This is a genomic window from Ruegeria sp. HKCCA4812, from assembly GCF_013034245.1.
Classification (GTDB): Bacteria; Pseudomonadota; Alphaproteobacteria; order Rhodobacterales; family Rhodobacteraceae; genus Ruegeria.
Map to the genome: position 1 here is coordinate 204,722 of NZ_WQFQ01000005.1, position 22,854 is coordinate 227,575.

Consider the following 22,854-nt stretch of genomic DNA (forward strand, 5'->3'; position numbering starts at 1 on the left):
TCTATCTAGAAAGGTGGTGACAACCACATGCAGGTTAGTGTTCGCGACAACAATGTCGATCAGGCGCTTCGTGCCCTGAAGAAAAAGCTGCAGCGCGAAGGCGTGTTCCGTGAAATGAAGCTTAAGCAACATTTCGAGAAACCGTCCGAGAAAAAAGCGCGCGAGAAGGCTGAAGCGATCCGTCGTGCCCGTAAACTGGCACGTAAGAAAGCACAGCGCGAAGGTTTGCTCTAAGACCTTTGGTCTCGTCCAGCTTTGGATGACACTATTTGACGACCCCCGAGGCATCGCCCGGGGGTTTGTCGTTTCGGCGATCGGTTTCAATCCGCCGACTCGTGGTACCGGCTGTGCGACAAGCCGCCATTTCCTCGCCAGCAACATTTTGCCCGGCATTTTGCAGCGCAGCGAATCCCGCATCGGTAGCATCGCGTTGCCAAAACTCGCCTGACGTGAACCACCCCCTACCACCGTCGATATCCCGACCTCTAAGTGAGCCCGTCCGGAAGGGCACAAACACAAACGGAGGCAAAAATGGCGACTGCAAGTACATTCGAACGCGAGATGCTGGAGCTGATCAACCAGGAACGCACATCCCGCGGGCTCAACCCGCTTCAGCTTGAGACGCAGCTGAACGATTCATCCGAAGATCACAGCACCAGGATGCTGGATACAGACACGTTCAGCCACACCGGCTCGGGCGGTTCCAGTGCGACTCAGCGGATGCAAAACGCCGGGTTCGATCTTGTGGGCAACTGGCGGACCGGCGAAAACATCGCATGGCAGTCCGAACGCGGACAGCCCGGCATCAGCGATGACGTGGCTCAGTTGCACCAGAACCTGATGAACAGCCCGGGCCACCGCGCCAATATTCTGAACCCGGATTTCAAGTATATCGGGATCGGCATCGAAACCGGCGATATGCAGGGTTTTGATGCGGTGATGGTCACCCAGAACTTTGCCGCAACCGACGCGGCAGTCATGCTGGACAACGGCAATACGAACACACCGCTCGTTCCGCCAACCACACCGGACGAAGTTGCCGTTCCGGAAGAGCCGGAACCTGAAACACCCGACACCGACGTCACCGAGACCGAGGAACCGGAGCCCGAAACACCCAACACCGACGTCACCGAAACCGAAGAGCCGGAGCCCGAAACGCCCGACACCGACGTCACCGAAACCGAGGAACCAGAACCCGAAGCACCCGATACCGACGTCACCGAAACCGAAGAGCCGGAGCCCGAAACGCCCGACACCGACGTCACCGAGACCGAGGAACCAGAACTCGAAGCACCCGATACCGACGTCACCGAAACCGAAGAACCAGAACCCGAAACGCCGGACGTGGACGTGGTTGACGGAGGTGAGGCCGAGACGTTCTGCTTTGACGTTCAGGCCTTCCTGGATGAAATCGCCAGTTTCCTCGAAAACCTGCAAGCGCAGTTTGACGAGTTCAACTGGGGTGACGATATGAACGGCGACACGGAAGTGGCAGACACCGATGATATCGACATGATGCCGACCGCCGACGTCACGCCGGAAACGGAATCCGAGCCTGCGGGCACCGAAACAGCCGACGTCGATGACTGTGACATCATAATGGTCAACTTCTTTCACTTTGACTGCATGATGGATGCAGCCTGATCAGTTGACCCCCTGCGAGGCCGGCCGTGTCGGCCTCGCATATTCCGGCTCAGAGCCTGATTTTGCTTCAATAGATCTTTGGTACGTAAAGCTCATCCGGCAAAACGCGGCGTTCATATTCCGGGTTGTACTTGCGGTCGGGCAGATTGACCTTTTCCTGAGGCACGTCCTCGTAAGGGATTTTTGTCAAAAGATGCTCGATACAGTTCAGCCTTTCGCGTTTTTTGTCATTGCCTTCGACGATGTACCACGGGGCCTCGGGGATATTGGTTCGGAAAAGCATGTCCTCTTTGGCCTTTGTGTAGGATTCCCAGCGGATGCGGGATTCCAGATCCATCGGCGACAGCTTCCATTGCTTCATCGGGTCGTGAATACGCATGAGGAATCGCAACTGCTGTTCCTCGTCCGTGATCGAGAACCAGTATTTCAGCAGAATGATCCCTGACCGCACCAGCATCCGCTCGAACTCAGGAACGTCCTGAAAGAATTGTTCAACCTGGTCCTCGGACGCAAAACCCATCACCCGCTCGACGCCGGCCCGGTTGTACCAGGAGCGGTCGAACAGAACGATTTCGCCCGCCGCCGGCAGATGCGGTACGTAACGCTGGAAATACCACTGGCTTTGCTCTCGGCGGCTGGGTGCCGGCAATGCCACCACGCGCGCGACACGCGGGTTCAGACGCTGGGTGATCCGCTTGATCACGCCCCCTTTACCGGCACTGTCACGGCCTTCAAACAGGATACAGACCTTGGCCCCGGTATGCTGTACCCAGTCCTGAACCTTGATCAGTTCGGCTTGCAGGCGCAGCAGATTGCGGAAGTAAACCTTGCGATCCAACATGTCCGGATGCTGTTCCCGATAGATTTTCCGGACTTCCATCGACAGCATCGGCTCACTGAATTCTATCTCGAAATCTTCGTCCAGCGTGTCCTCCAGCTCGGCTTCCAGCCAGTCTTTGGGGGCGCCAGTGTTTTCGTTGTCCAAGGTCAGCTCCTTCTCGGTCTTCGGGTTCGGACCATATCGGGCCCGTGTAACAACCTGATGCCACCAGATAAATTGATGCTAGGGTCACGAGTCCTGCGGCTGTTGTCGTGCCTGCAAATCAGGTCCAGCGCGAGAATATGATCTTTCACCTGAATCTGTACATCTGTCCCGCGGGATACAAGCGTCTGAATTGACGCAATGCGTTGCGCTTGGCCACGGATGCTTGCATTGCCTCGTTTTGGTGCGGCATCACGGTGCGCATGACAAAGACGAGGCGATTGTGACATTCCTTCTTTCCGTGATGCCCATTGTCTGGCCCTGGCTTGTTCTTATATCAGCGCAATTGATGGTGCTGACCCGGCGGACAGGCATCGGCTTGTCGTTGCTGGTTTTGTTCCTCAGCATTGCCTCGGCGACAGGATTGATGTCACCCATGGCGATCGCCGCGGTGGCCTTTGGTCTGGTCGGAGCTTCGTTGCTGCCCCATCTGAAAGGATGGCCTGCTGTCGCCGGACACCTGTTGTTGATCCTGTGGTGTCTGGTGATGGGTGCACATCTGCTGCCGGGATTCGAAAATTTGAAAATTCTGGATCAGGTACAGGCGGGTACGGGAAGCGCCAGTTTCACCCTGCATCTGAATCTGGACAAACCGATGGTCTTCTTTGCCGTTCTTCTGGCCTGGCCCGGGATGCTGCGCGGCAATACGCAGATCAAACGCACGGCTTTGCTGGCAGGGTTGCTGCTCCTGCCGGGGTTGTTTCTGTTGGGGCTTTCCTTCGGCGCGGTACAGCCGGAATTTACGGTCCCGCCCTGGTGGCTGGTATTTGCCCTGTCCAACCTGTTTCTGACCTGCCTGACGGAAGAAGCCTTCTTTCGTGGCTATCTGCAATCGGCCATCTCGTCACGTTTTGGGGCCGTTGGCGGTGTAATAGCAGCCAGTCTGCTGTTCGGGCTGGCCCATGTCGCCGGGGGTCCGGCGCTGGTGGTTTTTGCTTCCATTCTCGGGCTGGCCTGCGGATTGGGATACTATGCAACCAGACGCCTGTGGGTGCCTGTGATGATGCATTTTGGGTTCAACCTGACCCACCTTTTTCTGTTCACCTATCCCGGGCCTTTATGACAATTAGACGGGCAAGGCAGTGGTCTTGAACACGGTACGCAAGGCAAACGAGCTTTGCATTTGCGCAACCCCGGGCAGGCGCGACAGGTATTGCCGATGGATGCGGGCGAAATCTTCGGTGTTTTCCGCCACAACTTTCAGAATGTAATCCGCCGTACCGGCCATCAGATGGCATTCCAGCACATCCGGTATCCGGGCCACCGCCTTTTCAAACGCATCCAGAACCTCTTCGGCCTGACCCTGTAGCGTGATCTCGACAAAGACCGTTGTCGGCACGTTCATCTTCCGCGCATCCAGCAGCGCCACGTAGTTGCGAATGTAGCCTTCAACCTCCAGCCGCTGAACACGCCGGTGGCAAGCCGACGGAGACAAGTTGACCTGTTCAGACAATTCCGAATTCGACATCCTACCGTTTTTTTGCAATGCCGCCAGAATCTTGCGATCAGTCGTATCCAAGCTCATTCATGCAACTCCTTTGCAAGGTTTTTGTATATTACGCAATATTCTTCCAAAGAAAAATGTACTGACACGTTTTCTTTCACAGAAATTGCACTGCGAAATGCACATAATTTAAGCAGTTTATGTACGGAGAACCCCATGAAAATCGGTTGCCCCAAAGAAATCAAACCTCAGGAATTCCGCGTCGGGATGACGCCCAATGCTGCTCAGGAAGCAGTCGCACGTGGTCACGAAGTCCTGATCGAATCCGGCGCCGGCATCGGCGCGGGATTTGACAACGACGCATATGTCGCGGCTGGCGCGCGTATCATTGACACTGCGGAAGAGGTGTTTGCTACCGCCGACATGATCGTCAAGGTCAAGGAACCCCAGGCCGTGGAACGCAAGATGCTGCGTGAAGGGCAGTTGCTGTTCACCTATCTGCACCTGGCCCCGGACCCGGACCAGACGCATGACCTGCTGGAATCGGGTTGCACCGCAATCGCCTATGAGACTGTGACCGATGCGAACGGCGGCCTACCCCTGCTGGCACCGATGTCCGAAGTTGCCGGTCGTCTGGCCCCTCAGGTCGGGTCGTGGACACTGCAAAAGGCCAATGGCGGGCGCGGCGTTCTGATGGGTGGCGTACCCGGTGTCGGCCCTGCCAAAGTGGTCGTAATTGGCGGCGGCGTCGTAGGGACCCATGCGGCGAAGATCGCTGCCGGAATGGGCGCGGATGTCACCGTTCTGGATCGCTCCTTGCCGCGGTTGCGCTATCTGGACGACGTCTTTGGCGGCACCTTCAAGAACCAGTATTCGACGGCGGGTGCCACGGCCGAGCTGATCCAGGGTGCCGATATGGTCATCGGTGCCGTTCTGATCCCCGGCGCTGCGGCCCCAAAACTTGTCTCGCGCGCCCAGTTGTCGACGATGAAACCCGGTGCCGTACTTGTCGATGTTGCCATCGATCAGGGCGGGTGCTTCGAGACGTCGAAAGCCACCACCCATGCCGACCCGATCTACGACGTCGACGGCATCATGCACTACTGCGTTGCCAACATGCCGGGAGCGGTGGCGCGCACCTCGACCATCGCCCTGGGCAACGCCACGATGCCGTTCATGCTGTCTCTGGCGGACAAAGGCTGGAAACAGGCGTGTCAGGACGATCCGCATCTGCTGGAAGGTCTGAACGTCCACGCTGGCAAGCTGACCTACTATGCGGTCGGCAAGGCCCTTGGTATTGACGTCGTCTCGCCCAACGTAATCGTCAAGTCGTAACCACTCCCGCCCCTGAAATCGCTTTTGAAAAGCGATCTCCAGCGTTGGGCATAGCGCCACGCCACAGGCGTGGCGCGGTCGGACCCAAAGCGATGGTTTGAACAAAGAAAAGGGCACCGCGCCCTTGCGCGGTGCCCGGCCCAACGGGAGGAGGGCATTTTCGAATGCCCGATCGACGGGCGGGAGCCGTCACCCCTGTTTCTGGATTTCTACCGAATGAGGGTAAGGGATCGAAATACCCTTGTCGTCAAAGGCTTCCTTGATCGTTTTCGTCAGCTCGAATTTGACATCCCAATAGTCTGGCGCCGAGCACCACAGCCGTGCCGTCAGATCCACCGAGCTGTCACCCAGGTTCGTAACCCGAACCCAGGGTTCCGGGTCGCTGTGAATGCGACTGTCCGCTTTGGCCACATCCAGAATGATCTGCATGGCTTTGTCCGCGCTGTCACCATAGTCGATTCCGAATACCAGATCGACACGACGCGTGTCATGGGCAGAGTAGTTCGTGATGATCGAGCCCCATGCCTGACCGTTCGGAACGATGATCTGCACGTTGTCCGGCGTCACCAGTTCGGTGGTGAACAGGTTCAGGTCCTTTACGGTGCCCGACGTGCCGCCGATATCAACAAATTGACCCAGCTTGTAAGGCCGGAAGACAACCAGCATCACACCGGCCGCCAGATCGCTAAGCGTGCCTTGAAGCGCCAGGCCGATAGCCAGGGACGCGGCACCCAGAATGGCGACGATGCTGGTGGCTTCAATTCCGAAGATGCCCAGAACGGCAACCAGAACCATGGCGAGAATGGCCCATTTGACCAGGCTTGCCGAAAAGTTCCCAAGCGTCGGATCAATATGCGGCGTCGAATTGATCCGGCGGCGCACCATGCCCCCGATTGCACCAGCCACGATCCAGCCCAGGATCAGAACGACAAGCGCCTTGACGGCACTCATGATCAGCGGGGCAAATGCGCCCACCTGTGTTACGACTTCATCCACGCCCATCTCCTTTCAACAGCAAGAAACCCGCGAGGTTATCGCGGGGGTCACCAGATTGTGAGCCAAGTTTGGCTTCCGGTCTAGGTGCGAGTTTCGTTTGATTTCCCCTTTGTTCGCCAGAAAACACGGCCTGACCGGAAATGCACATCGCCAAGGGCTTATATAAATCAGGCGTGGCCCCTAGCTTTTACAGGGACAGCCAAACAGGAGCCCCCAATGCTGGACAACAAACCTCATCCGATCATGGCGCGCTGGCCCGCGCAATCCCCGGACAAGATTCAACTGTATTCCTATCCGACTCCAAACGGCGTAAAGGCATCGATTATGCTGGAGGAAACCAGCCTGCCCTATGAGCCCCATCTGGTGACGCTATCGGATGCGGATGTCAAAAGCCCCGAGTTTCTGTCGCTGAACCCAAACAACAAAATCCCAGCCATCATCGATCCCAACGGGCCGGACGGTGAGCCGCTGGCCCTGTTCGAAAGCGGGGCAATCCTGCTGTATCTGGCCGAGAAATCAGGCAAGTTGCTGGGACAAAGCGCGGCAGACAAGCATCGCATTACACAATGGCTGATGTTCCAAATGGGGGGCGTAGGGCCGATGTTTGGCCAGCTTGGCTTCTTCTACAAATTCGCGGGCAGCGAAATCGAAGACCCCCGACCGCGCGAACGCTATGTCAACGAGGCCAAACGCCTTTTGAACGTGGTCAACACGCAACTGGAAGGGAAAGACTGGATCGCCGGCGATTACTCCATCGCCGATATCGCTCTTGCCCCCTGGTTGAATGCTCTGGACTTCTACGGCGCGAAAGAGGTTGTCGGCTGGGACGGCTACGCCAATGTCGTCGCCTATGTCGACCGTTTCATGCAGCGCCCGGCGGTGCAGCGCGGCAAGGCCATACCCGCACGCGCTTGATCTGTTTCGCGATTGACAGGGTGCCGAAACCGGCACCCGCATTGAAAAACTCAGCCCGGCAGTGCACCCGTCAGCACATACCGCAGGATTTCGACAACCTGCGCGGGCTTTTCCGCCACGGCCAGCGCGGCTGCATCCACTTCTTTCAACGCGTGCTGATGCTCGGGGCCGTGCAACACGATGATGGATTTGCCCAGCGCTGCGGCATAGCCCGCATCAAAAGCCGCGTTCCACTGTTTGTACTTGTCGCCAAACCGGACAACCACAACGTCAGCATCCGAAATGCCCTTGCGGGTCCGGATCGCGTTGACCATCGCACCCTTATGGTCATGCCAGTACTTGTTCGGCTCTTCCCCCAGAATGGCAACGCCGCAATCGTCGCTTGCCGCGTGGTCCGTCACCGGGCTGTTGAATGTGATGTCCAACCCCTGCGCGCCGTCGATGATCTGTTCGCGCCAATCGGTGTGGATTTCGCCAGATAGGTACACGTTCAGCATCTTTCGTCCTCCGTAAACACGGAAAGGGCGCCACCGCCCCTTCATCTTTTCTGAAATACTCCCGCCGGAGGCGGCCCTGCATCAGCCCCGCAGAACACCGCCGGTCGCCTTGGAGACTTTGGCGATAATCTTTTCGGCCACCGCTTCGATGTCCTTTTCCTTCAGCGTCTGCTCTGTTGGCTGCAAACGTACCGTTATGGCCAACGATTTTTTACCTTCACCCAGGCTGCCACCGATGAATTCGTCAAAGACACGCACATCTTCGATCAGCGCTTTGTCGGCACCTGCCGCCGCGTTCACCAACGTCAGCGCCTCGACGTTTTCATCAACGACAAAGGCAAAGTCACGTTCGACCGCTTGCAGGTCACGCAATTCCAATGCGGCACGTGTGGCACCGGACTTGCGGGGCAAGGGAACCTCGTCGGGCCAGATCGTAAAGGCCATCGCCGGACCCTTGATATCCATCGCCTGCAACACGCGCGGGTGCAGTTCACCAAAAACACCCAGCACCTTTTTGGGACCCAGACAGATCTTGCCGTGACGACCCGGATGCCACCAGGCATCGCCGTCGCGCAGAATCTGTACCTTGGCCGGTGCTCCGATCGCCGCTAGAACGGCTTCGGCATCCGCCTTGGCATCAAAGACATCCACCGGGCGCGAGGCCCCGTGCACATCCTTGGGGCCGTTGCGGCCAACCAGCAGGCCGGCGATCTGGGTTTTCTGGTCGCCGGGTTCGCCGTCGTGGAAAACAGGGCCAACTTCGAACAGGGCGACGTCGGCATATCCGCGTGCCTGATTGCGCGCCGCGGCCTGCAACAATCCGGGCAGCAGATCCGGGCGCATGTGGCTCATCTCGGACGAGATCGGATTTTCAAGCATGGTCGCGTCATCCCCGCCACCGAACAAAGCAGCCGAAGCCTGATCGATGAACGTATAGGTGACGCATTCGTTGTAACCCAGAGCGGCGCAGGTGCGGCGCGCCATGGACTGGCGGCGCTGTGTCGGTGTCATCACCGGCTTGGGAATACCATCTGTGACACGCGGCAAGGGCTTGCCCTGCAACTTGGTCAACGAGGCGATCCGTGCGACCTCTTCCACCAGATCGGCCTCACCCATGATATCGGGGCGCCAGCTTGGCACGTGGGCCATCTCGCCCTCCAGACGGAAACCCAGACGGGTCAGCGTCTGACGTTGCTCGCTTTCGGGAATGTCCATCCCGACCAGAGACTGCACCCGTTCGGCATCCAGCTTGTAAGCACGCGCGTGGTTCGGTGCTTTGCCCGCCTCGACCACTTTGGACGCTTCGCCGCCGCAGATGTCCAGAATCAACTGGGTTGCGTGCTCGAGCCCTTCCAGCGTGTATTCAGGGTCCACGCCGCGTTCGAACCGGTACCGCGCGTCTGAATTGATTTTCAGCGCCCGACCCGTCAGCGCGATCTGCACATGATCCCAAAACGCGCTTTCCAGGAACACATTCACAGTATCCTCGGTGCAGCCGGTTTCCTGACCGCCCATGATGCCTGCGATGGATTCCGGGCCTTTGTCATCTGAAATGACCATCATGCCGGGCTGAAGAGTGTATTCCTTCTCGTCCAGCGCCACCAGGGTTTCACCGCCTTTGGCGCGATGAACGCGAAGATTGCCCTGCACCTTGTCCGCGTCAAACACATGCAGCGGGCGGTTATGGTCAAAGGTCATATAGTTGGTGATATCCACCAGCGCCGAAATCGGACGCAGCCCGATCGCCTTCAACTGATCCTGCAACCACTGCGGGCTGGGGCCGTTCTTGACGCCCTTGATAAGGCGGCCCGTGAAATGCGGGCAGCCATCCAGCGTATCCTCGTCAATCGATACTTTGATCGGGCTTTCGAAATCACCGGGCACCGGCACGTAGTCGCGCTGTTTCAGAGTGCCGATCCCACGCGCCGCCAGATCACGCGCGATGCCTTCCACGCCCAGCGCATCGGGCCGGTTCGGAGTGATCGCGATCTCGATCACGGGATCGACTTTCGATGGGTCATTCTCGGCAAGCCAATCAACGAACCTGTCACCGACCTCGCCCGAGGGCAATTCGATGATGCCGTCATGTTCGTCCGACAATTCCAGCTCGCGCTCGGACGCCATCATGCCAAAGCTTTCGACGCCGCGGATCTTGCCGACGCTGATCGTCAGGTCCAGACCGGGGATATACATGCCCGGCTTGCAGACGACGACAGTGATCCCTTCGCGGGCGTTGGGCGCGCCGCAGATGATCTGCAACTCGCCTTCATCCGTGTCCACCTTGCAGACACGCAGCTTGTCGGCGTCAGGGTGTTTTTCCGCGTGTTTCACATAGCCCAGCGTAAAGTCCTTGAGCTTGTCAGCCGGGTTGATGACCTCTTCGACCTCAAGGCCAAGGTCGGTCAGCGCCTCAGTGATCTCATCAACCGACGCATCGGTGTCGAGGTGGTCTTTCAGCCAGGACAGAGTGAATTTCATTGCTCGGGGCCTTTTTTGGCAGATATCCAGTCGGCACAGGCAATGACAAAGAATGCGCCAAGGTGCAAGCGCTGCGGGTCATGGATAGGTGGGGGTGCGGCCCAAAAGCTCGTCCAATTGCCGCCCGATCCAGCCATGCGGGATGAAATGCCCGCCCGGATGGGTGTCCAGCACCACCTGCCCCTGCGCACAATCGGTCCATTCCACACGGCTGAGCGTCAGGAACGGTCTCACACTCCAATCCGCGCGCGGGGTGGCACCGTTGCAGTTGTATTTCTTTCGCCACAGCGCCACCGGATAGGTGGTATCGCGGCCCGGTCCAAAGGGAAAATCCATCACCGTGTCGTCCAGCCCATGCACATGGCGCACCTCGCGCGGGGCTTCGGGGCAGGCTTCAGTCTGGCGGATGCTGCCTGCAACGGCCAGCAGGGCGGCAATGTCATTGCCTGACTGACAGACATAGCGCCAAGCCATCGCGCCACCATAGGAATAGCCCGAGACATAGATGCGTTTCGGATCAATCGGATAGCGCTTGGCGACATCCTCCAGCACCGCATCGGCAAAGGGCACATCGCCGGTCTCCGCGGTCCAAAAATCCCAGCTTTTTCCCAGCCCGTTCGGCGCCACCAACAACACACCCCGCAGCTTTGTCGCGCCCGCGATGCGTTCGTGGTTGACGACAACAGTCCCCTGTCGCGCCCACCCGTGGAAATGCAGCAACACCGGCAGAGGCGTTTCACCGTCCCAGACATCGGGTTCCAGCACATTGTACGAGCGGTCGCCGACCTCACAGGCCGTATCGCCATGGCAATCCGACTTCCATGGTCCCATGGCGAAAGCGGGGGTTGGGGTCAGCAGAAGAAACAGCAGTCGATAGATCATGCGCCCGACCCTACCCAGCCTGAGCGCCAAGTCACGTCACAACCCTGTGGGAACCTGTAACAAGCCGCGCTGTCGCCCGTCTGTCAGGCTAGATCACAAGCCGCGCTGTCGCCAGACCGCAGGGTGGCGATCCTCGGGCTATGGTGGGCAATTTATGCCAGCCAAGTCCGTATGACATTCAAACGTAGCGCTGGCGGAGACAAATCGCCAGCCCGTGCGCGCGGTCTGGCGATCGCGCGGCGGCCTATCGGCCTTTGCTCCGCGCTTTCAAGTTATTCAGAAACAAATAATGAAAGGGCAATTCTGCTCTCTGTCTACTCGGTTACTTCCTCGCCACGCTTTTCTAGATAGCTTTCCACAGCGCCTTCGATGGCAACCTCATCAACAGATTTTCCACGAGAAGCTCCAATATAATCCAGAACGAACACAGTCAGAACGGCGGCTACTATTGGTAAAGCAACTGAAGAAAACAATTTATCGAGTTGACGGCCAAACCATCTAAGAACCCGCCTAGAAAGAGTATTTTGGCGATATTCCTGCAACCATACATGCCCTTTGTAAGTCAGGTGTATGTTCAAAGCACCGTTCTTCATGAACGCCCCAGTGATGAGATCCTCTGCACGCATCAGACGGAATAGGAACTCTCGTTCAGAAATCGACATCCCAAGTTTGTTTTGGGTTGTGTCTAGTCGAGGCTCCTCCGTTGGATAACGAGCGTTCCCACTCTCAGCAGCATCATCGAAAGAGGCTCCGGAATCATCCGAAGCCTCAATGTACTCCATAACGCGAAGAAACTTTTCCTCGTCCAGCTTCAACGCGACAAACCACCATGCAGGTTCGGCATATCCAGCGCCGCAAACCCGTAGTGCCTCAACCAGCGCAGGTCGCTGTCAAAGAACGCCCGCAGGTCCGGAATGCCGTATTTCAGCATCGCCAGACGGTCGATGCCGATGCCAAAGGCAAAGCCCTGATAGACCTCGGGATCAATCCCACCGGCGGCGATCACCTTGGGGTGGACCATGCCCGAGCCCAAAATCTCCATCCAGTCGTCGCCCTCACCGATCTTCAGCTGACCATTGTCCCACGAACAGCGGATATCGACCTCGGCCGATGGCTCGGTGAACGGGAAATGCGAGGCGCGGAAGCGCAGTTCGACGTCGTCGACCTCGAAGAACGCCTTCACGAACTCTTCCAGAACCCATTTCAGGTTCGCCATCGAGATGTCGGTGTCGATGGCCAGCCCTTCGACCTGATGGAACATCGGCGTGTGGGTCTGGTCATAGTCGGCGCGATACACACCGCCCGGACAGATCACGCGGATCGGCGCGCCCTGTTTCTCCATCGAGCGGATCTGCACCGGCGACGTATGGGTGCGCAGCACATGCGGCGGGCGGTTGTCGCCCTCGGCGCGGTGCATATAGAACGTGTCCATCTCGGCCCGCGCTGGGTGGTGGCCTGGGATGTTCAGCGCGTCGAAATTGTGCCAGTCGGTCTCGATCCGCGGCCCTTCGGCCACCGAAAAGCCCAGTTCGGCAAAGATCGCGGTCAGTTCCTCGGTCGCCTGGCTGACCGGGTGGATCGAGCCCTGACGGCGCGGGCGGGTTGGCAGGGTGACGTCCAGCCATTCGGTGCGCAGACGCTCATCCAGCGCAGCATCGGCCAAAGCGGCCTTTTTGGCGGACAGGGCCGAGTTAATCTCATCCTTCAGGGCATTCAGCGCTGGGCCTGCCACCTGGCGTTCCTCGGGCGTCATTTTACCCAACTCGCGCATCTTCAGCGCGACCTCGCCTTTTTTGCCCACGGCGGCGACACGGATCGCCTCAAGCGCGTTCTCGTCGCCTGCCTCGGCGATTTGGCCCAGATATTTTGCCTTAAGATCGTCCATGACGCCCTCTGAATTTGGTCGCCAACCTGCTATCGGGCCAGCCCCGCGAATGCAAGCGGGACCGGGCGGATCAATAGCTGTATTCGGGGAAAATCCGGGTCAGATCACCGTTCCAGTCGCCGTTGTAGTGTTCCAGCAACTCATCCGCAGGCACTTTCCCGCTTTGGATGCTGTCCTTGAGCGCGTTGAGGAAATGGGTCTCGTCCGGCACCAGGCCACCGGCACCGGGATAGGCGCGGGCTTTCAGGCCGGCCTCGGAGATCGCCACAACCTCATGCGCCAGATCGTGCATGTTGATGGTGCCGACTTTCGCTTGCAGACCGTCTTTGGCAGCCGCGACACGCAGCGCCTCGCGGGTCTCGGTGTCCCAGCCTTTGACCAGATCCCAGGCCGCGTCCAGGGCCGTTTGATCGTAAGTCAGGCCGACCCAGAAGGCGGGCAAGGCACACAGGCGCCGCCAAGGACCGCCATCGGCCCCGCGCATTTCCATGAATTTCTTGATCCGCGCCTCGGGGAAGGCGGTGGTCAGGTGGTCGGCCCAATCGCTGAGCGTGGGCGTTTCCCCCGGCAGCGCGGGCAGTTCGCCTTTCAGGAAGTCGCGGAAAGACATGCCCAGCGCATTGATGTACTGGCCGTCGCGATAAACGAAATACATCGGAACATCGAGCGCGTATTGCACGTAACGCTCGAACCCAAACCCGTCTTCGAACACGAAAGGCAGCATGCCCGTACGCGCATCGTCCAGATGCCGCCATATATAGCTGCGCCAGCTTTTCTGGCCATTTACCTTGCCTTCGAAAAAGGGCGAATTCGCAAACAACGCCGTTGCCACCGGCTGCAAGGCCAGCGCCACGCGCAGTTTCTGCACCATGTCGGCCTCTGACCCGAAATCGATATTGACCTGAACCGTGCAGGTCCGCCGCATCATGGCGCGGCCCATGGTGCCGACCTTTTCCATATAGTCGTTCATCAGCCGATACCGCCCCTTGGGCATCAGCGGCATTTCCTCATGTGTCCAGGTCGGTGCCGCGCCCAGACCGATGAAACCCACGCCGATCTCATCCGCGATGTCCTTTACCTCGCGCAGGTGGGTGTTCACCTCATCGCAGGTTTCGTGGATGGTCTCGAGCGGAGCTCCCGACAGCTCCAGCGCGCCGCCCGGCTCCAGGCTGACATTGGCGCCGTCCTTTTCCAGACCGATCAGATGACCCGCTTCACGGACTTCGGCCCAACCGTGCCGGTCACGCAGGCCCTCCAACACCGCCACGATGGATCGCGCACCTTCGAACGGCAACGGTTTCAGCGTGTCCTTGCAGTAGCCGAATTTCTCATGCTCGGTGCCGATGCGCCAGTCTGCCTTGGGCTTGCAGCCCGACTCCAGATATTCGGCCAATTGCTCGTGGCGTTCGATTGGTCCGCCGCCGGACTGGGGGATGGACATGAGACCCGTGCTCCGATCCTGATGTGTCTGTCTTTTGGCCAGTCGTGGGGGCAAACCGCGCCGGTGTCAATGCAGCCGAAGGTGTGGAGGGCGCGAGGGCGTACGCTCCCAAATCACGACCGGGTGGGCCGATCCACCGTTCAGTTCGGCCAGCATATGCTCGGTTTTCAGGCCCGGAAGCGCCGAGAAGACATCGAACAGCGCCTCGGCCCCTTCCGCATTCACAGGAATGTGAAGCACCGCCTGACCCGGTTGTTCCAACACCCAATGCGCCGGCGTCGAGGTCGGATCGAGCGCCAGCCGCTCAATCTCGCGCGTGGCGATTATGCCGCCATCCAGTGGACCGAAATAGGTGATCTGACCTTCATCGACGGTCACGACACCCTGTCCGCCAGTGCCGGTTCTGAACCGCGCGCGCTGCACCCCGATCACCGCCAGGGCTATTGCGACAGCGACAAGCAGCCAACCGATCCACCCCAGCAGACCGCCGGGCCCGTTGATCCAGCTGAGACCGAGGATCAGGACAAACCCGGCAACCAGCACTTCGCGCCAGCGCCACAGGGCCAGTTTTGCCTCGGGTCGGATGAAACTCATGACAGCACCTTTTGTGGTGTTTGCAACAGGGCGATCCGATACCAGCCGACCTGCTGAAACCCCATAGCTTCATAGGCTCGCGCGGCAGGTGGATTGTTGGCGAACAGGATGGCCGCGTTCGCGCCGTCGGTCCTCGCCTTTTGCAACACAGCTGTTGTGACCTTGCGCCCGAGTCCACAATTTCTGTTCTCGCGCGGCACAAATACACCGCCGACCTGAACCTGATCCCGGACTGATGCATTGATGGCGGCCATGGCTACGGGGGCGTCGTCTTCCAGCATGACAATCGCTCTGCCTGATTTAATATCGGTGGTGATCCGGTCGGAGGCCATTTCACGCGCCTCTTGCCCTTTGGCTTGGTCGGTATCCTCGAAGTAATCCGCAAACCAACGCGTCAGTAACGGCCGGTCTGCCTCGGACAGGGCACGAAATGGAATCGGTGCCTCTGGGATTTCGCCCAGATCCAGGCGGTACAGGGGTTCATCATGATGCAGGCGATAACAGGCCTGTCCAAGCCCTAGCGCGTCCAATATCATCTCAACCTGTTGTGCAGCCCCTGTCATGCCCAGAACGATCTGACCTGCGATCCGGCCCGCAAATGCCTGAGCGGCCTCTGGCGAACAATCGGGCAGTTGCGCCATCAGGTAGCCCTTTTTGCTCAGGCCAAATACGCCTTGGATGCGATCCTGCCCCCAAATGAAGAACCGGGTGGAGTGGTCATCGTCTCCAAATCCAATCCCGTGCGCCAACAGGTTGCTGCGCAGAAACATGGAAGTATCGGGATGTTTGGCCAAAAACGCCTCAATGGCCGGGGCATCAGACGGCGAGGCTTCTTGGATCACGCCCAATCCCCCAGCGTCTGCTGCCACATGGTCAATGCAGCCACCGCTGCCGTGTCGGCCCGCAGGATACGAGGGCCAAGGCTGACCACATGCGCGAATGGCAACCCTGTCAGACGCGCGCGTTCCTGGTCCGAAAACCCGCCTTCCGGGCCGATGAGAATCGCCCAGGGCCGTCCTTTCTCATTGGCGGCCAGTCGCAGGGCCGATCCAACCTCGGCCTCGTTGCAGAACATCAGTTGCCGATCTTCGGGCCATGCATCCAGCAGCCGATCCAACCGCTGTAAATCGGCCACCTCGGGCACGAAGGTTCCGCCGCACTGCTCGGCCGCCTCGACCGCATGGGCCTGCAGGCGGTCCTGACGAATGCGTTCGGAATTGGTGAACTCGGTCTGAACAGGCAGGATACGCGCCGCACCCATTTCGGCGGCTTTTTCCACGATGAAATCGGTGCGAGCCTTTTTGATGGGCGCGAACAGAAACCACAGATCGGGCGGCAGCTGCAACGGTTTCGTCTGTTCAAGGCAAGTCAGCGTCCCGCCGCGTTTTCCCGCCTCGGAGACTTCGGCCAACCACTCTCCGTCCCGCCCGTTGAACAGGGCGACCTGCCCTTTGACCGCAAGGCGCATGACACCAAAGAGGTAGTGCGCCTGGTCGCGCGTCAAAGGAACCGATTGCCCCTGACCCAAGGGCTGCTCTACATACAGTCTGATCTTCGCACTCATGAGACCCTACATATGCAAGGCAATGCCCCAACACCAGATGGTCAAGTCGCCGATGCCGTCAGCGGCAACTGGGTCGACACCCGTGCCCCGGCCTTTGCCCGCCCCTATCTGCGCCTCAGCCGCGCGGACCGACCCATCGGGACATGGCTGCTGCTGATTCCCTGTTGGTGGGGGCTGGCTCTGGCGATCCTGCATGATGGTCAGCCGCGTTGGGAAGATCTGTGGATCGCCGTGGGATGCGCATTTGGGGCCTTCCTGATGCGGGGCGCCGGTTGCACGTGGAATGACATTACGGATCGGGAATTCGACGGGCAGGTCGAACGCACACGCTCGCGCCCGATTCCTTCGGGTCAGGTCAGTGTCCGGCAGGCCGCGGTCTGGATGGTCCTGCAATGCATTCTGGCGCTTGGCATCCTTCTCAGCTTCAATCAGGCGGCGATCGCAATGGGTGTTCTGTCCCTGCTGCCCGTGACGATCTATCCGTTTGCCAAACGGTTTACCTGGTGGCCTCAGGTGTTTCTGGGGCTGGCCTTCAACTGGGGCGCCCTTCTGGCCTGGGCGGCGCATAGCGGTTCCGTGGGATGGCCAGCGGTGACGCTTTACCTGTCTGGAATCGCGTGGACCCTGTTCTACGATACAATCTATGCGCATCAGGATGCCGAGGATGACGAACTGATCGGCATCAAATCTACTGCTCGTCTGTTCGGAGCTGATACAGCGCGGTGGCTGAAGTACTTCTTGGTGGCGACCGTGTCGCTTATGGGGCTGGCCATCGTCGATGCAGGGGTGCCGGATGCCTCGATGCTGGCATTGGGCGTTGCGCTCTGTGGGCCTTGGGCAATGGGCTGGCACATGATGTGGCAACTCCGCGCGCTGGACATCGAAGACAATGCCAGACTGTTGCAATTGTTCAGGCTCAACCGCGACACTGGCTTGATTCCGCTGATCTTCCTCTGCGTCGCCCTGTTGCTCTGATTGCACCTGCTGAACGCGGCCTGTAAAGATCGGCCCAACCGCCTGAGGAGTGTCAAACCCAAACATGCGTCTGCCGTACTTTATCGTTGTTTCCCTGATCTTTCTTGCATCAGCCGGGCTGTCGCTTTTGGCAGCCAGCTATGCCGTCACAAAGATCGAAGAGACATCGGAGTTCGCCGTGCGCCGGGCGCTTGACCTCAAAGGACACGACTGGGCCGAGGTCGAGTCAGACGGCTTGCGCGTGGTCCTGACCGGGATTGCACCCGATGAGGCGACACGATTCAACGCACTGACCGCAGCCGGAACCGAGGTCGATGCTTCCCGCGTATTCGATGAAATGGAGGTCGAAGCAACCTCTGCCCTGGCGCCGCCGCGCTTTTCGGCGGAAATTCTGCGCAACGATCGCGGCATCTCGATCATCGGCCTGATCCCGGCCAGCGAAGACAGAGATGACCTGATCAGAAGGCTGAGCAACCTCGACCGCAACATCGCGGTTTCGGACCTGATGGAAACCGCGGATTACCCCAAGCCCGATGGTTGGGATGCCGCGATATCATATGCCATCGAGGCGCTGGCGAGCCTGCCGCGTGCCAAAATTTCCGCAAACGCCGATTTGGTCAAAATCACCGCCATTGCAGACAGTCAACAGGAAAAACAACGTCTCGAACGCGATCTGACCCGCGCCGCGCCGCCCAGCCTGCGGATCGGGCTGGCGATCTCGGCACCTCGTCCCGTCATAACGCCCTTTACGCTGCGTTTTCTGATCAACGAAGACGGTGGGCAATTTGACGCCTGTTCGGCACAGGATGCAAAAGCACGCGACCGGATCGTGACCGCTGCGCGCGATGCCGGCTTGTCGGGAACATATTCCTGCACCATCGGTCTGGGCGAGCCCTCGCCACGCTGGCCCGAAGCCGCCGAGAAGAGCATTCAGGCACTGGCCAGAATCGGCAAAGGTTCAGTCACGATGTCGGATGCGGACATTACCCTGGTTGCAGCGCAAGGCACGGATCCAACCTTGTTCGACCGGGTTGTAGGTGAACTTGAAACAGCGTTGCCTCAGGTCTTTGCCCTGCATGCCGTGCTGCCGGAACCTGAAACCAGCGAACAGACCGGACCCGTTGAGTTCTCGGCGACCCGAAGCCCCGAAGGGCTTGTGCAACTGCGAGGGCGTCTTGGGGATGAAACGTTGCGGGACATGGTCGACAGCTATGCCCGCGCGGCCTTCGGCTCGGATCAGGTCTATACCGCGACCCGCATCGCGCCGGGGCTTCCGGCAGATTGGCCGGTGCGTGTTCTGGCCGGCCTCGAGGCGTTGGCCCAGCTTCACAACGGGGCCTTGACCGTAACACCAGGCTCGGTCGAACTGACCGGCCTCAGCCATGAAGAGGATGCCAAAGCCCGTATCGCAGGTCAGTTGTCGGACAAGCTGGGCGAAGGGCAGGAATTCACTCTGACGATCACCTATCAGCCTCCGCCAGAGCCCGAAGACGCGCTGCCCGATCCTGAAGTCTGCGAAGCGCAGATCGCCGAAATCCAGACCGTCAGCAAAATTGCGTTCGAACCCGGATCAGCGACGATCGCATCCGACTCGCGCGATACGGTGAACCAGATCGCCGACATCCTGCGTGACTGCGGGCCGATCCGGCTGGAGATCCAGGGCCATACGGACAGCCAGGGCCGCGAAGAGATGAACCAGCAGCTCAGCCAGGCACGGGCGCAATCGATTCTGAACGAGCTGCGCGGGCGGCGCATTCCCACCAGCAGCTACACTGCCGTTGGATACGGTGAAACACAGCCCATCGCGGACAACGACACCGAAGAAGGCCGCGAAGCCAACCGGCGGATCGAGTTCCGGCTGATTCGTCCCGAACCGGTCGAAGCCTCCGAAACAGGCCTCGAAGCGCTCGAGGCCGAGGTTGGGGCTGAGGCTGACGCGCCTGAAACGGATCAGACCGAATCGACCGCACCAGACACGGACGCAGAGGACCAGTAAGTTGAACAGAACCGAATTCATCATCGCCACAGCCGTCATTCTGTTTGCGGCCTTCTGCATGGGCTGGTTTGCCAACTGGCTGGCACACCGCCTGTCCCGCGTCCGCCAAAGCGACGTTGCCGATCTGGATCGCATGAGCCAGGAACTGCACGAAGCGGAAGAAACCCGCGATCAGGCCATAACCTATCTTCAGCAACGTGAAGCCGAGTTGACCAATCAGCTGACCCAGACAGAGGCAGAGCTGGCCGCGGCCATGGACGGTCTGCGCGCCGCGCGGCAAGAGGCCGAGGAAATGCGCGGTCGGATCAACAACGCCGACTGAGAAACCGCCTTCCCGGACGGCTCACAGGACCTGCGCCAAGTCTGCGATCAGATCTTCGGAGTCTTCCAGTCCAACCGACAGCCTGAACACGCCGTCGCCTGCGAAATCCCGGTAACTTGCCAATTGCGCCCCTTCCAATCGGAAGGACGATTGCATCAAAGCTTCGGTTCCCATCCAGAATATCAGACTGCGATGGTGGCCAAGCGACACGGCATAGTGAACGATCCGGAGTTTATCGATCATCTGCTGGGCCAGTGCCTCGCCTGTTGCGTGATCACCCACCTGAAAAGCGATCATGCCGGATGTGTTGCGCATCTGTTGTTGGGCCAGCTCGTATTGGGGATGCGACTTCAGCCCCGGATAGATAACTCTGGTCACACGCGCGCGTGTCTCAAGCCAATCGGCAACGACGGTGGCACCCGCCTGATGCGCTGTCATCCGCAGTGGTAGAGTGGCCATGCCCCGCGCGATCATCCACGCGTTGAAGGGGGACATGATGCTGCCGTGGTGGATCGCGGATTCGTTACGGATTTTCGCGATCAGGTCCTTTCGCCCGGCCACCGCACCACCGATGGCATCACCGTGCCCGCCGATGTACTTGGTCACCGAATGCATGATCAGATCAACGCCCAGCTCTTTGCTTGGCTGACCAAGCGGAGACGCAAAAGTCGCATCGCAGGACAGCAACGCCCCCGCGCTTTTGGCAATTGCTGAGACCGATGCCAGATCGGTCAGACGACCGATCGGGTTCACGGGTGTTTCCGTGTGGATGAGACGCGTGTTCGGCCTGATGGCTGCTGATACCGCCGAAAGATCGGACATGTTGACCGTGCTGACATGGATCCCCAGACGCGGCAGCGTGTCCCGCGCCAGCTCTGCCACGCCCGCGTAAGAGACGTCGGAAACGATCAAATGATCCCCGGCAGACAGGAACGTCAGGAAGATGGCGGTGGCCGCCGCCATACCGGACGCCAGACAGAGGCAATCTTCGGTGCCTTCCAACATGCTGATCTTGGTTTCCAGCGTCCTGACGTTGGGATTGGCCCAGCGCCCGTAAAGATAAGGGGCTTCTTCCTCCAGATCGTGGGCCGAAAACCCCGCCACCTGATCCGTGACGAATGTCGAAGACATATGCAGGGCCGGCGCAGACGCACCGCTGGTCGGGTCCGGGGCTTCGCCCGCATGGATTGCCCGTGTCGCTAGGCCCTTGTTTCTCAGCCCGTCATGCATGCCGCCATCCTCTTGATCCTCTTGCGCAGATTTAGCGCAGGCTCGTGAACCGGCGTCCAGAGAAGAATTGAAACCGCTCGGATTCCAGAACCCCGGGGTGGTCGCGCGACGCTACCAGCGGGTCAGAGCATCTTCGTCCTGATCTTTGGCCGCAACCCATTCGGCGCCGGAACGGGTAATTTCCTTTTTCCAGAATGGCGCGCGGGATTTCAGGTAATCCATCAGATATTCGGCCGCCTCGAAAGCGTCCTTGCGATGCGGGGCCGCAGTGGCCACCATCATGATGCGATCCCCCGGAACCAAGCGTCCAAAACGGTGTATGACCAGCACGTCACCCAATGCCCAACGCGCCTGCGCCTCTTCGGCGATCTTGGTCAGGGCGCGTTCGGTCATACCGGGATAGTGCTCGATCTCCATCACATCCAGATCACCGCTCGCCAGGTCACGCACAACGCCGGTGAAAGTGACGATGGCGCCGTTGGAATCATCCCCGGCGGCAAAGGCATTGGCCTCGGCCCCCAGATCAAATGCCTCTTCCTGAACCGCGATCCGCATCGGTCAACCGCCCGTCATCGGTGGGAAAAACGCAACTTCCCGAACACCTGCCAGCGACGCATCGAAATCCGACAACTCCTGATCCAACGCAACGCGTAGCGCGGACAGATCGGCAAATGCCGCGGCATAGCGCTCTTCCCGAGCGCTCAGTTCAGTCACCAATTCGCTGACCGTGGCCGCTTGCGTTTCGACCTTTTCCTTTGGCAAGCCGATGCGTTCGCGCACCCAGGCGAAATACAGAACATCCATCGGTTAGCTCTCCTTCAGATGAGGCATGGCCTTACGTAGATAGTCATAGCCGGTGATCAATGTAAGCGTTGCCGCAATCCACAACAGCCACAGCCCGACCTGACCCGCCCAATACATGCCATCGACATTCAGGCGCAGGTGGTTCACGTCGTCGACCTGACCCGCAATGATCTGCTCGACCAGCTCGGCATCCATGCCAAAACTCGCCATCACGGCATAGTGCTCGAAGATACCCTGCGAAAACAGAACCGCGATGGCGACCATCTGGGCCGTGGTCTTCCATTTGGCCAGTTTGGTGACTTTGAGCGTCCCGGCCACATCGCCCAGATATTCCCGCAGGCCCGAGACAAAAACTTCGCGAAACAGGATCACGGTTGCAGGAAGGACTAGCCACGGCGTCCAGTGCTCGGTCGAATAGCCCACAAGGATCATAAGCGCGATCACCACCATGGCCTTGTCGGCGATCGGATCCAGCATCGCTCCGATCTTGGTCTCCTGCTTCCATGCGCGGGCCAGATACCCATCGAACCAATCGGTAATCGCCGCTGACAGGAACAGGATCAGTGCAAACCAGTCCGCATAGGGACGGGTGAAATACAGAAACATGACTGCCAGCCCGGGCGCGGCCAGCAGGCGCAGGACGGTGAGGAGATTAGGCAAATTCCACTTCATGGCTTGGACCCTATATCGCCGGTCCGGGACAGAAAAGCCAATCAGACAAAAAACTGCATCACTCACAAACGCTTGGTCAAAGCGCCGCAGGCCCGACGTCTCAGAACAGTACCTCTTGGCCTTTCCCGGCTTTGCGGT

At 59.3% G+C, this 22,854-nt stretch carries 25 protein-coding genes; 9 read left to right on the plus strand and 16 right to left on the minus strand.

Annotation, left to right across the window (positions count from 1 at the left end):
* Positions 1 to 27: 27 nt before the first annotated feature.
* The 3 genes from rpsU (at position 28) to GOW04_RS15605 (ending at position 1,644) form a co-directional block, all read left to right on the plus strand.
* Positions 28 to 234, plus strand: coding sequence for a 30S ribosomal protein S21 (gene rpsU, locus GOW04_RS15595; RefSeq protein ID WP_005614280.1), 207 nt, complete (start codon positions 28 to 30; stop codon positions 232 to 234).
* Positions 235 to 259: 25 nt separating this feature from the next.
* Complete coding sequence (locus GOW04_RS15600; protein ID WP_171229838.1) at positions 260 to 448, plus strand: hypothetical protein; 189 nt, start codon at positions 260 to 262, stop codon at positions 446 to 448.
* Between the two features lie 83 nt (positions 449 to 531).
* On the plus strand, positions 532 to 1,644 hold the full coding sequence (locus GOW04_RS15605; protein ID WP_171233164.1) for a CAP domain-containing protein: 1,113 nt from the start codon (positions 532 to 534) through the stop codon (positions 1,642 to 1,644).
* Positions 1,645 to 1,711: 67 nt separating this feature from the next.
* Here the strand turns inward: GOW04_RS15605 and ppk2 are convergent, their stop codons facing one another.
* Entirely contained in the window at positions 1,712 to 2,629 is a 918-nt protein-coding gene (ppk2, locus tag GOW04_RS15610) for a polyphosphate kinase 2 (RefSeq protein WP_371419726.1), read from the minus strand.
* A gap of 241 nt (positions 2,630 to 2,870) precedes the next feature.
* On the opposite strand from ppk2, the gene GOW04_RS22285 reads away from it, so the two are divergent.
* The gene (locus GOW04_RS22285) at positions 2,871 to 3,749 is read left to right on the plus strand and encodes a CPBP family intramembrane glutamic endopeptidase (protein WP_171233165.1); all 879 of its coding nucleotides are present in this window, start codon (positions 2,871 to 2,873) and stop codon (positions 3,747 to 3,749) included.
* Positions 3,750 to 3,752: 3 nt separating this feature from the next.
* Here the strand turns inward: GOW04_RS22285 and GOW04_RS15620 are convergent, their stop codons facing one another.
* Positions 3,753 to 4,211: an Lrp/AsnC family transcriptional regulator gene (locus GOW04_RS15620; RefSeq protein WP_152456756.1), complete on the minus strand. Its 459-nt coding sequence runs from the start codon at positions 4,209 to 4,211 to the stop codon at positions 3,753 to 3,755.
* 135 nt (positions 4,212 to 4,346) lie between these two features.
* Between GOW04_RS15620 and ald the strand changes: the two genes are divergently transcribed.
* Entirely contained in the window at positions 4,347 to 5,465 is a 1,119-nt protein-coding gene (ald, locus tag GOW04_RS15625; protein WP_171233166.1) for an alanine dehydrogenase, read from the plus strand.
* Positions 5,466 to 5,654: 189 nt separating this feature from the next.
* Here the strand turns inward: ald and GOW04_RS15630 are convergent, their stop codons facing one another.
* Positions 5,655 to 6,416 carry a mechanosensitive ion channel family protein gene (locus GOW04_RS15630; protein WP_253283973.1) on the minus strand — a complete coding sequence of 254 codons (762 nt, stop codon included), beginning with the start codon at positions 6,414 to 6,416 and terminating at the stop codon, positions 5,655 to 5,657.
* Between the two features lie 261 nt (positions 6,417 to 6,677).
* Between GOW04_RS15630 and GOW04_RS15635 the strand changes: the two genes are divergently transcribed.
* A complete protein-coding gene (locus tag GOW04_RS15635; protein WP_171233167.1) occupies positions 6,678 to 7,376 on the plus strand; it encodes a glutathione S-transferase family protein in 699 nt (232 codons plus the stop codon).
* A gap of 50 nt (positions 7,377 to 7,426) precedes the next feature.
* Here the strand turns inward: GOW04_RS15635 and GOW04_RS15640 are convergent, their stop codons facing one another.
* The 9 genes from GOW04_RS15640 to GOW04_RS15680 form a co-directional block, all read right to left on the minus strand.
* Entirely contained in the window at positions 7,427 to 7,873 is a 447-nt protein-coding gene (locus tag GOW04_RS15640; protein WP_171119768.1) for a YtoQ family protein, read from the minus strand.
* Between the two features lie 81 nt (positions 7,874 to 7,954).
* Positions 7,955 to 10,351 (minus strand): phenylalanine--tRNA ligase subunit beta, encoded by a 2,397-nt coding sequence (pheT, locus tag GOW04_RS15645; RefSeq protein ID WP_171229843.1) that lies wholly within the window; start codon positions 10,349 to 10,351, stop codon positions 7,955 to 7,957.
* A gap of 78 nt (positions 10,352 to 10,429) precedes the next feature.
* Complete coding sequence (locus GOW04_RS15650) at positions 10,430 to 11,233, minus strand: PHB depolymerase family esterase (protein ID WP_171233168.1); 804 nt, start codon at positions 11,231 to 11,233, stop codon at positions 10,430 to 10,432.
* A 314-nt stretch (positions 11,234 to 11,547) separates the two neighbouring features.
* Positions 11,548 to 12,048, minus strand: a complete 501-nt coding sequence (locus GOW04_RS15655) for a hypothetical protein (RefSeq protein ID WP_171233169.1) — start codon at positions 12,046 to 12,048, stop codon at positions 11,548 to 11,550.
* A complete protein-coding gene (gene pheS / locus GOW04_RS15660) occupies positions 12,045 to 13,118 on the minus strand; it encodes a phenylalanine--tRNA ligase subunit alpha (RefSeq protein WP_171233170.1) in 1,074 nt (357 codons plus the stop codon). Before pheS ends, GOW04_RS15655 begins: the two co-directional genes overlap by 4 nt.
* A 70-nt stretch (positions 13,119 to 13,188) precedes the next feature.
* The gene (locus GOW04_RS15665) at positions 13,189 to 14,559 is read right to left on the minus strand and encodes a glutamate--cysteine ligase (protein ID WP_171233171.1); all 1,371 of its coding nucleotides are present in this window, start codon (positions 14,557 to 14,559) and stop codon (positions 13,189 to 13,191) included.
* A 66-nt stretch (positions 14,560 to 14,625) separates the two neighbouring features.
* A complete protein-coding gene (locus GOW04_RS15670) occupies positions 14,626 to 15,153 on the minus strand; it encodes a hypothetical protein (RefSeq protein ID WP_171119774.1) in 528 nt (175 codons plus the stop codon).
* Positions 15,150 to 15,923, minus strand: coding sequence for a GNAT family N-acetyltransferase (locus GOW04_RS15675; RefSeq protein WP_171233172.1), 774 nt, complete (start codon positions 15,921 to 15,923; stop codon positions 15,150 to 15,152). The genes GOW04_RS15670 and GOW04_RS15675 overlap by 4 nt, the downstream gene beginning before the upstream one ends.
* Before the next feature lie 68 nt (positions 15,924 to 15,991).
* Positions 15,992 to 16,717 carry a 16S rRNA (uracil(1498)-N(3))-methyltransferase gene (locus GOW04_RS15680; RefSeq protein WP_171233173.1) on the minus strand — a complete coding sequence of 242 codons (726 nt, stop codon included), beginning with the start codon at positions 16,715 to 16,717 and terminating at the stop codon, positions 15,992 to 15,994.
* A gap of 12 nt (positions 16,718 to 16,729) precedes the next feature.
* Between GOW04_RS15680 and ubiA the strand changes: the two genes are divergently transcribed.
* The 3 genes from ubiA to GOW04_RS15695 all read left to right on the plus strand — a co-directional run bounded on the left by ubiA (position 16,730) and on the right by GOW04_RS15695 (position 20,010).
* On the plus strand, positions 16,730 to 17,692 hold the full coding sequence (gene ubiA / locus GOW04_RS15685; RefSeq protein ID WP_171233174.1) for a 4-hydroxybenzoate octaprenyltransferase: 963 nt from the start codon (positions 16,730 to 16,732) through the stop codon (positions 17,690 to 17,692).
* 64 nt (positions 17,693 to 17,756) lie between these two features.
* Positions 17,757 to 19,688 (plus strand): OmpA family protein, encoded by a 1,932-nt coding sequence (locus tag GOW04_RS15690; RefSeq protein WP_171233175.1) that lies wholly within the window; start codon positions 17,757 to 17,759, stop codon positions 19,686 to 19,688.
* 1 nt (position 19,689) lies between these two features.
* Positions 19,690 to 20,010 carry a hypothetical protein gene (locus GOW04_RS15695; RefSeq protein ID WP_117870533.1) on the plus strand — a complete coding sequence of 107 codons (321 nt, stop codon included), beginning with the start codon at positions 19,690 to 19,692 and terminating at the stop codon, positions 20,008 to 20,010.
* Between the two features lie 21 nt (positions 20,011 to 20,031).
* Here GOW04_RS15695 and GOW04_RS15700 read toward each other — a convergent pair whose 3' ends face one another.
* The 4 genes from GOW04_RS15700 to pgsA form a co-directional block, all read right to left on the minus strand.
* Positions 20,032 to 21,240 (minus strand): PLP-dependent aspartate aminotransferase family protein, encoded by a 1,209-nt coding sequence (locus GOW04_RS15700; RefSeq protein WP_171233176.1) that lies wholly within the window; start codon positions 21,238 to 21,240, stop codon positions 20,032 to 20,034.
* Between the two features lie 111 nt (positions 21,241 to 21,351).
* Positions 21,352 to 21,795, minus strand: coding sequence for a molybdenum cofactor biosynthesis protein MoaE (locus GOW04_RS15705; protein ID WP_152456740.1), 444 nt, complete (start codon positions 21,793 to 21,795; stop codon positions 21,352 to 21,354).
* Positions 21,796 to 21,798: 3 nt separating this feature from the next.
* Positions 21,799 to 22,044, minus strand: a complete 246-nt coding sequence (gene moaD / locus GOW04_RS15710; protein ID WP_171119782.1) for a molybdopterin converting factor subunit 1 — start codon at positions 22,042 to 22,044, stop codon at positions 21,799 to 21,801.
* A gap of 3 nt (positions 22,045 to 22,047) precedes the next feature.
* Positions 22,048 to 22,716 carry a CDP-diacylglycerol--glycerol-3-phosphate 3-phosphatidyltransferase gene (pgsA, locus tag GOW04_RS15715; protein ID WP_152456738.1) on the minus strand — a complete coding sequence of 223 codons (669 nt, stop codon included), beginning with the start codon at positions 22,714 to 22,716 and terminating at the stop codon, positions 22,048 to 22,050.
* Positions 22,717 to 22,854 lie beyond the last annotated feature (138 nt).

Bases quoted from the DNA above. Each gene is read 5' to 3' on its own strand.
- GOW04_RS15605 (WP_171233164.1), top strand. From the start codon at position 532: ATGGCGACTGCAAGTACATTCGAACGCGAGATGCTGGAGCTGATCAAC.
- GOW04_RS15675 (WP_171233172.1), bottom strand. From the start codon at position 15,923: ATGTTTCTGCGCAGCAACCTGTTGGCGCACGGGATTGGATTTGGAGAC.
- GOW04_RS15665 (WP_171233171.1), bottom strand. From the start codon at position 14,559: ATGTCCATCCCCCAGTCCGGCGGCGGACCAATCGAACGCCACGAGCAA.
- moaD (WP_171119782.1), bottom strand. From the start codon at position 22,044: ATGGATGTTCTGTATTTCGCCTGGGTGCGCGAACGCATCGGCTTGCCA.
- pheT (WP_171229843.1), bottom strand. From the start codon at position 10,351: ATGAAATTCACTCTGTCCTGGCTGAAAGACCACCTCGACACCGATGCG.
- GOW04_RS15690 (WP_171233175.1), top strand. From the start codon at position 17,757: ATGCGTCTGCCGTACTTTATCGTTGTTTCCCTGATCTTTCTTGCATCA.
- GOW04_RS15670 (WP_171119774.1), bottom strand. From the start codon at position 15,153: ATGAGTTTCATCCGACCCGAGGCAAAACTGGCCCTGTGGCGCTGGCGC.
- GOW04_RS15620 (WP_152456756.1), bottom strand. From the start codon at position 4,211: ATGAGCTTGGATACGACTGATCGCAAGATTCTGGCGGCATTGCAAAAA.
- GOW04_RS15700 (WP_171233176.1), bottom strand. From the start codon at position 21,240: ATGCATGACGGGCTGAGAAACAAGGGCCTAGCGACACGGGCAATCCAT.
- GOW04_RS15705 (WP_152456740.1), bottom strand. From the start codon at position 21,795: ATGCGGATCGCGGTTCAGGAAGAGGCATTTGATCTGGGGGCCGAGGCC.
- rpsU (WP_005614280.1), top strand. From the start codon at position 28: ATGCAGGTTAGTGTTCGCGACAACAATGTCGATCAGGCGCTTCGTGCC.
- GOW04_RS15650 (WP_171233168.1), bottom strand. From the start codon at position 11,233: ATGATCTATCGACTGCTGTTTCTTCTGCTGACCCCAACCCCCGCTTTC.
- GOW04_RS15635 (WP_171233167.1), top strand. From the start codon at position 6,678: ATGCTGGACAACAAACCTCATCCGATCATGGCGCGCTGGCCCGCGCAA.
- pheS (WP_171233170.1), bottom strand. From the start codon at position 13,118: ATGGACGATCTTAAGGCAAAATATCTGGGCCAAATCGCCGAGGCAGGC.
- GOW04_RS15600 (WP_171229838.1), top strand. From the start codon at position 260: ATGACACTATTTGACGACCCCCGAGGCATCGCCCGGGGGTTTGTCGTT.
- GOW04_RS15640 (WP_171119768.1), bottom strand. From the start codon at position 7,873: ATGCTGAACGTGTACCTATCTGGCGAAATCCACACCGATTGGCGCGAA.
- GOW04_RS15680 (WP_171233173.1), bottom strand. From the start codon at position 16,717: ATGAGTGCGAAGATCAGACTGTATGTAGAGCAGCCCTTGGGTCAGGGG.
- ald (WP_171233166.1), top strand. From the start codon at position 4,347: ATGAAAATCGGTTGCCCCAAAGAAATCAAACCTCAGGAATTCCGCGTC.
- ubiA (WP_171233174.1), top strand. From the start codon at position 16,730: ATGCAAGGCAATGCCCCAACACCAGATGGTCAAGTCGCCGATGCCGTC.
- pgsA (WP_152456738.1), bottom strand. From the start codon at position 22,716: ATGAAGTGGAATTTGCCTAATCTCCTCACCGTCCTGCGCCTGCTGGCC.
- GOW04_RS15630 (WP_253283973.1), bottom strand. From the start codon at position 6,416: ATGAGTGCCGTCAAGGCGCTTGTCGTTCTGATCCTGGGCTGGATCGTG.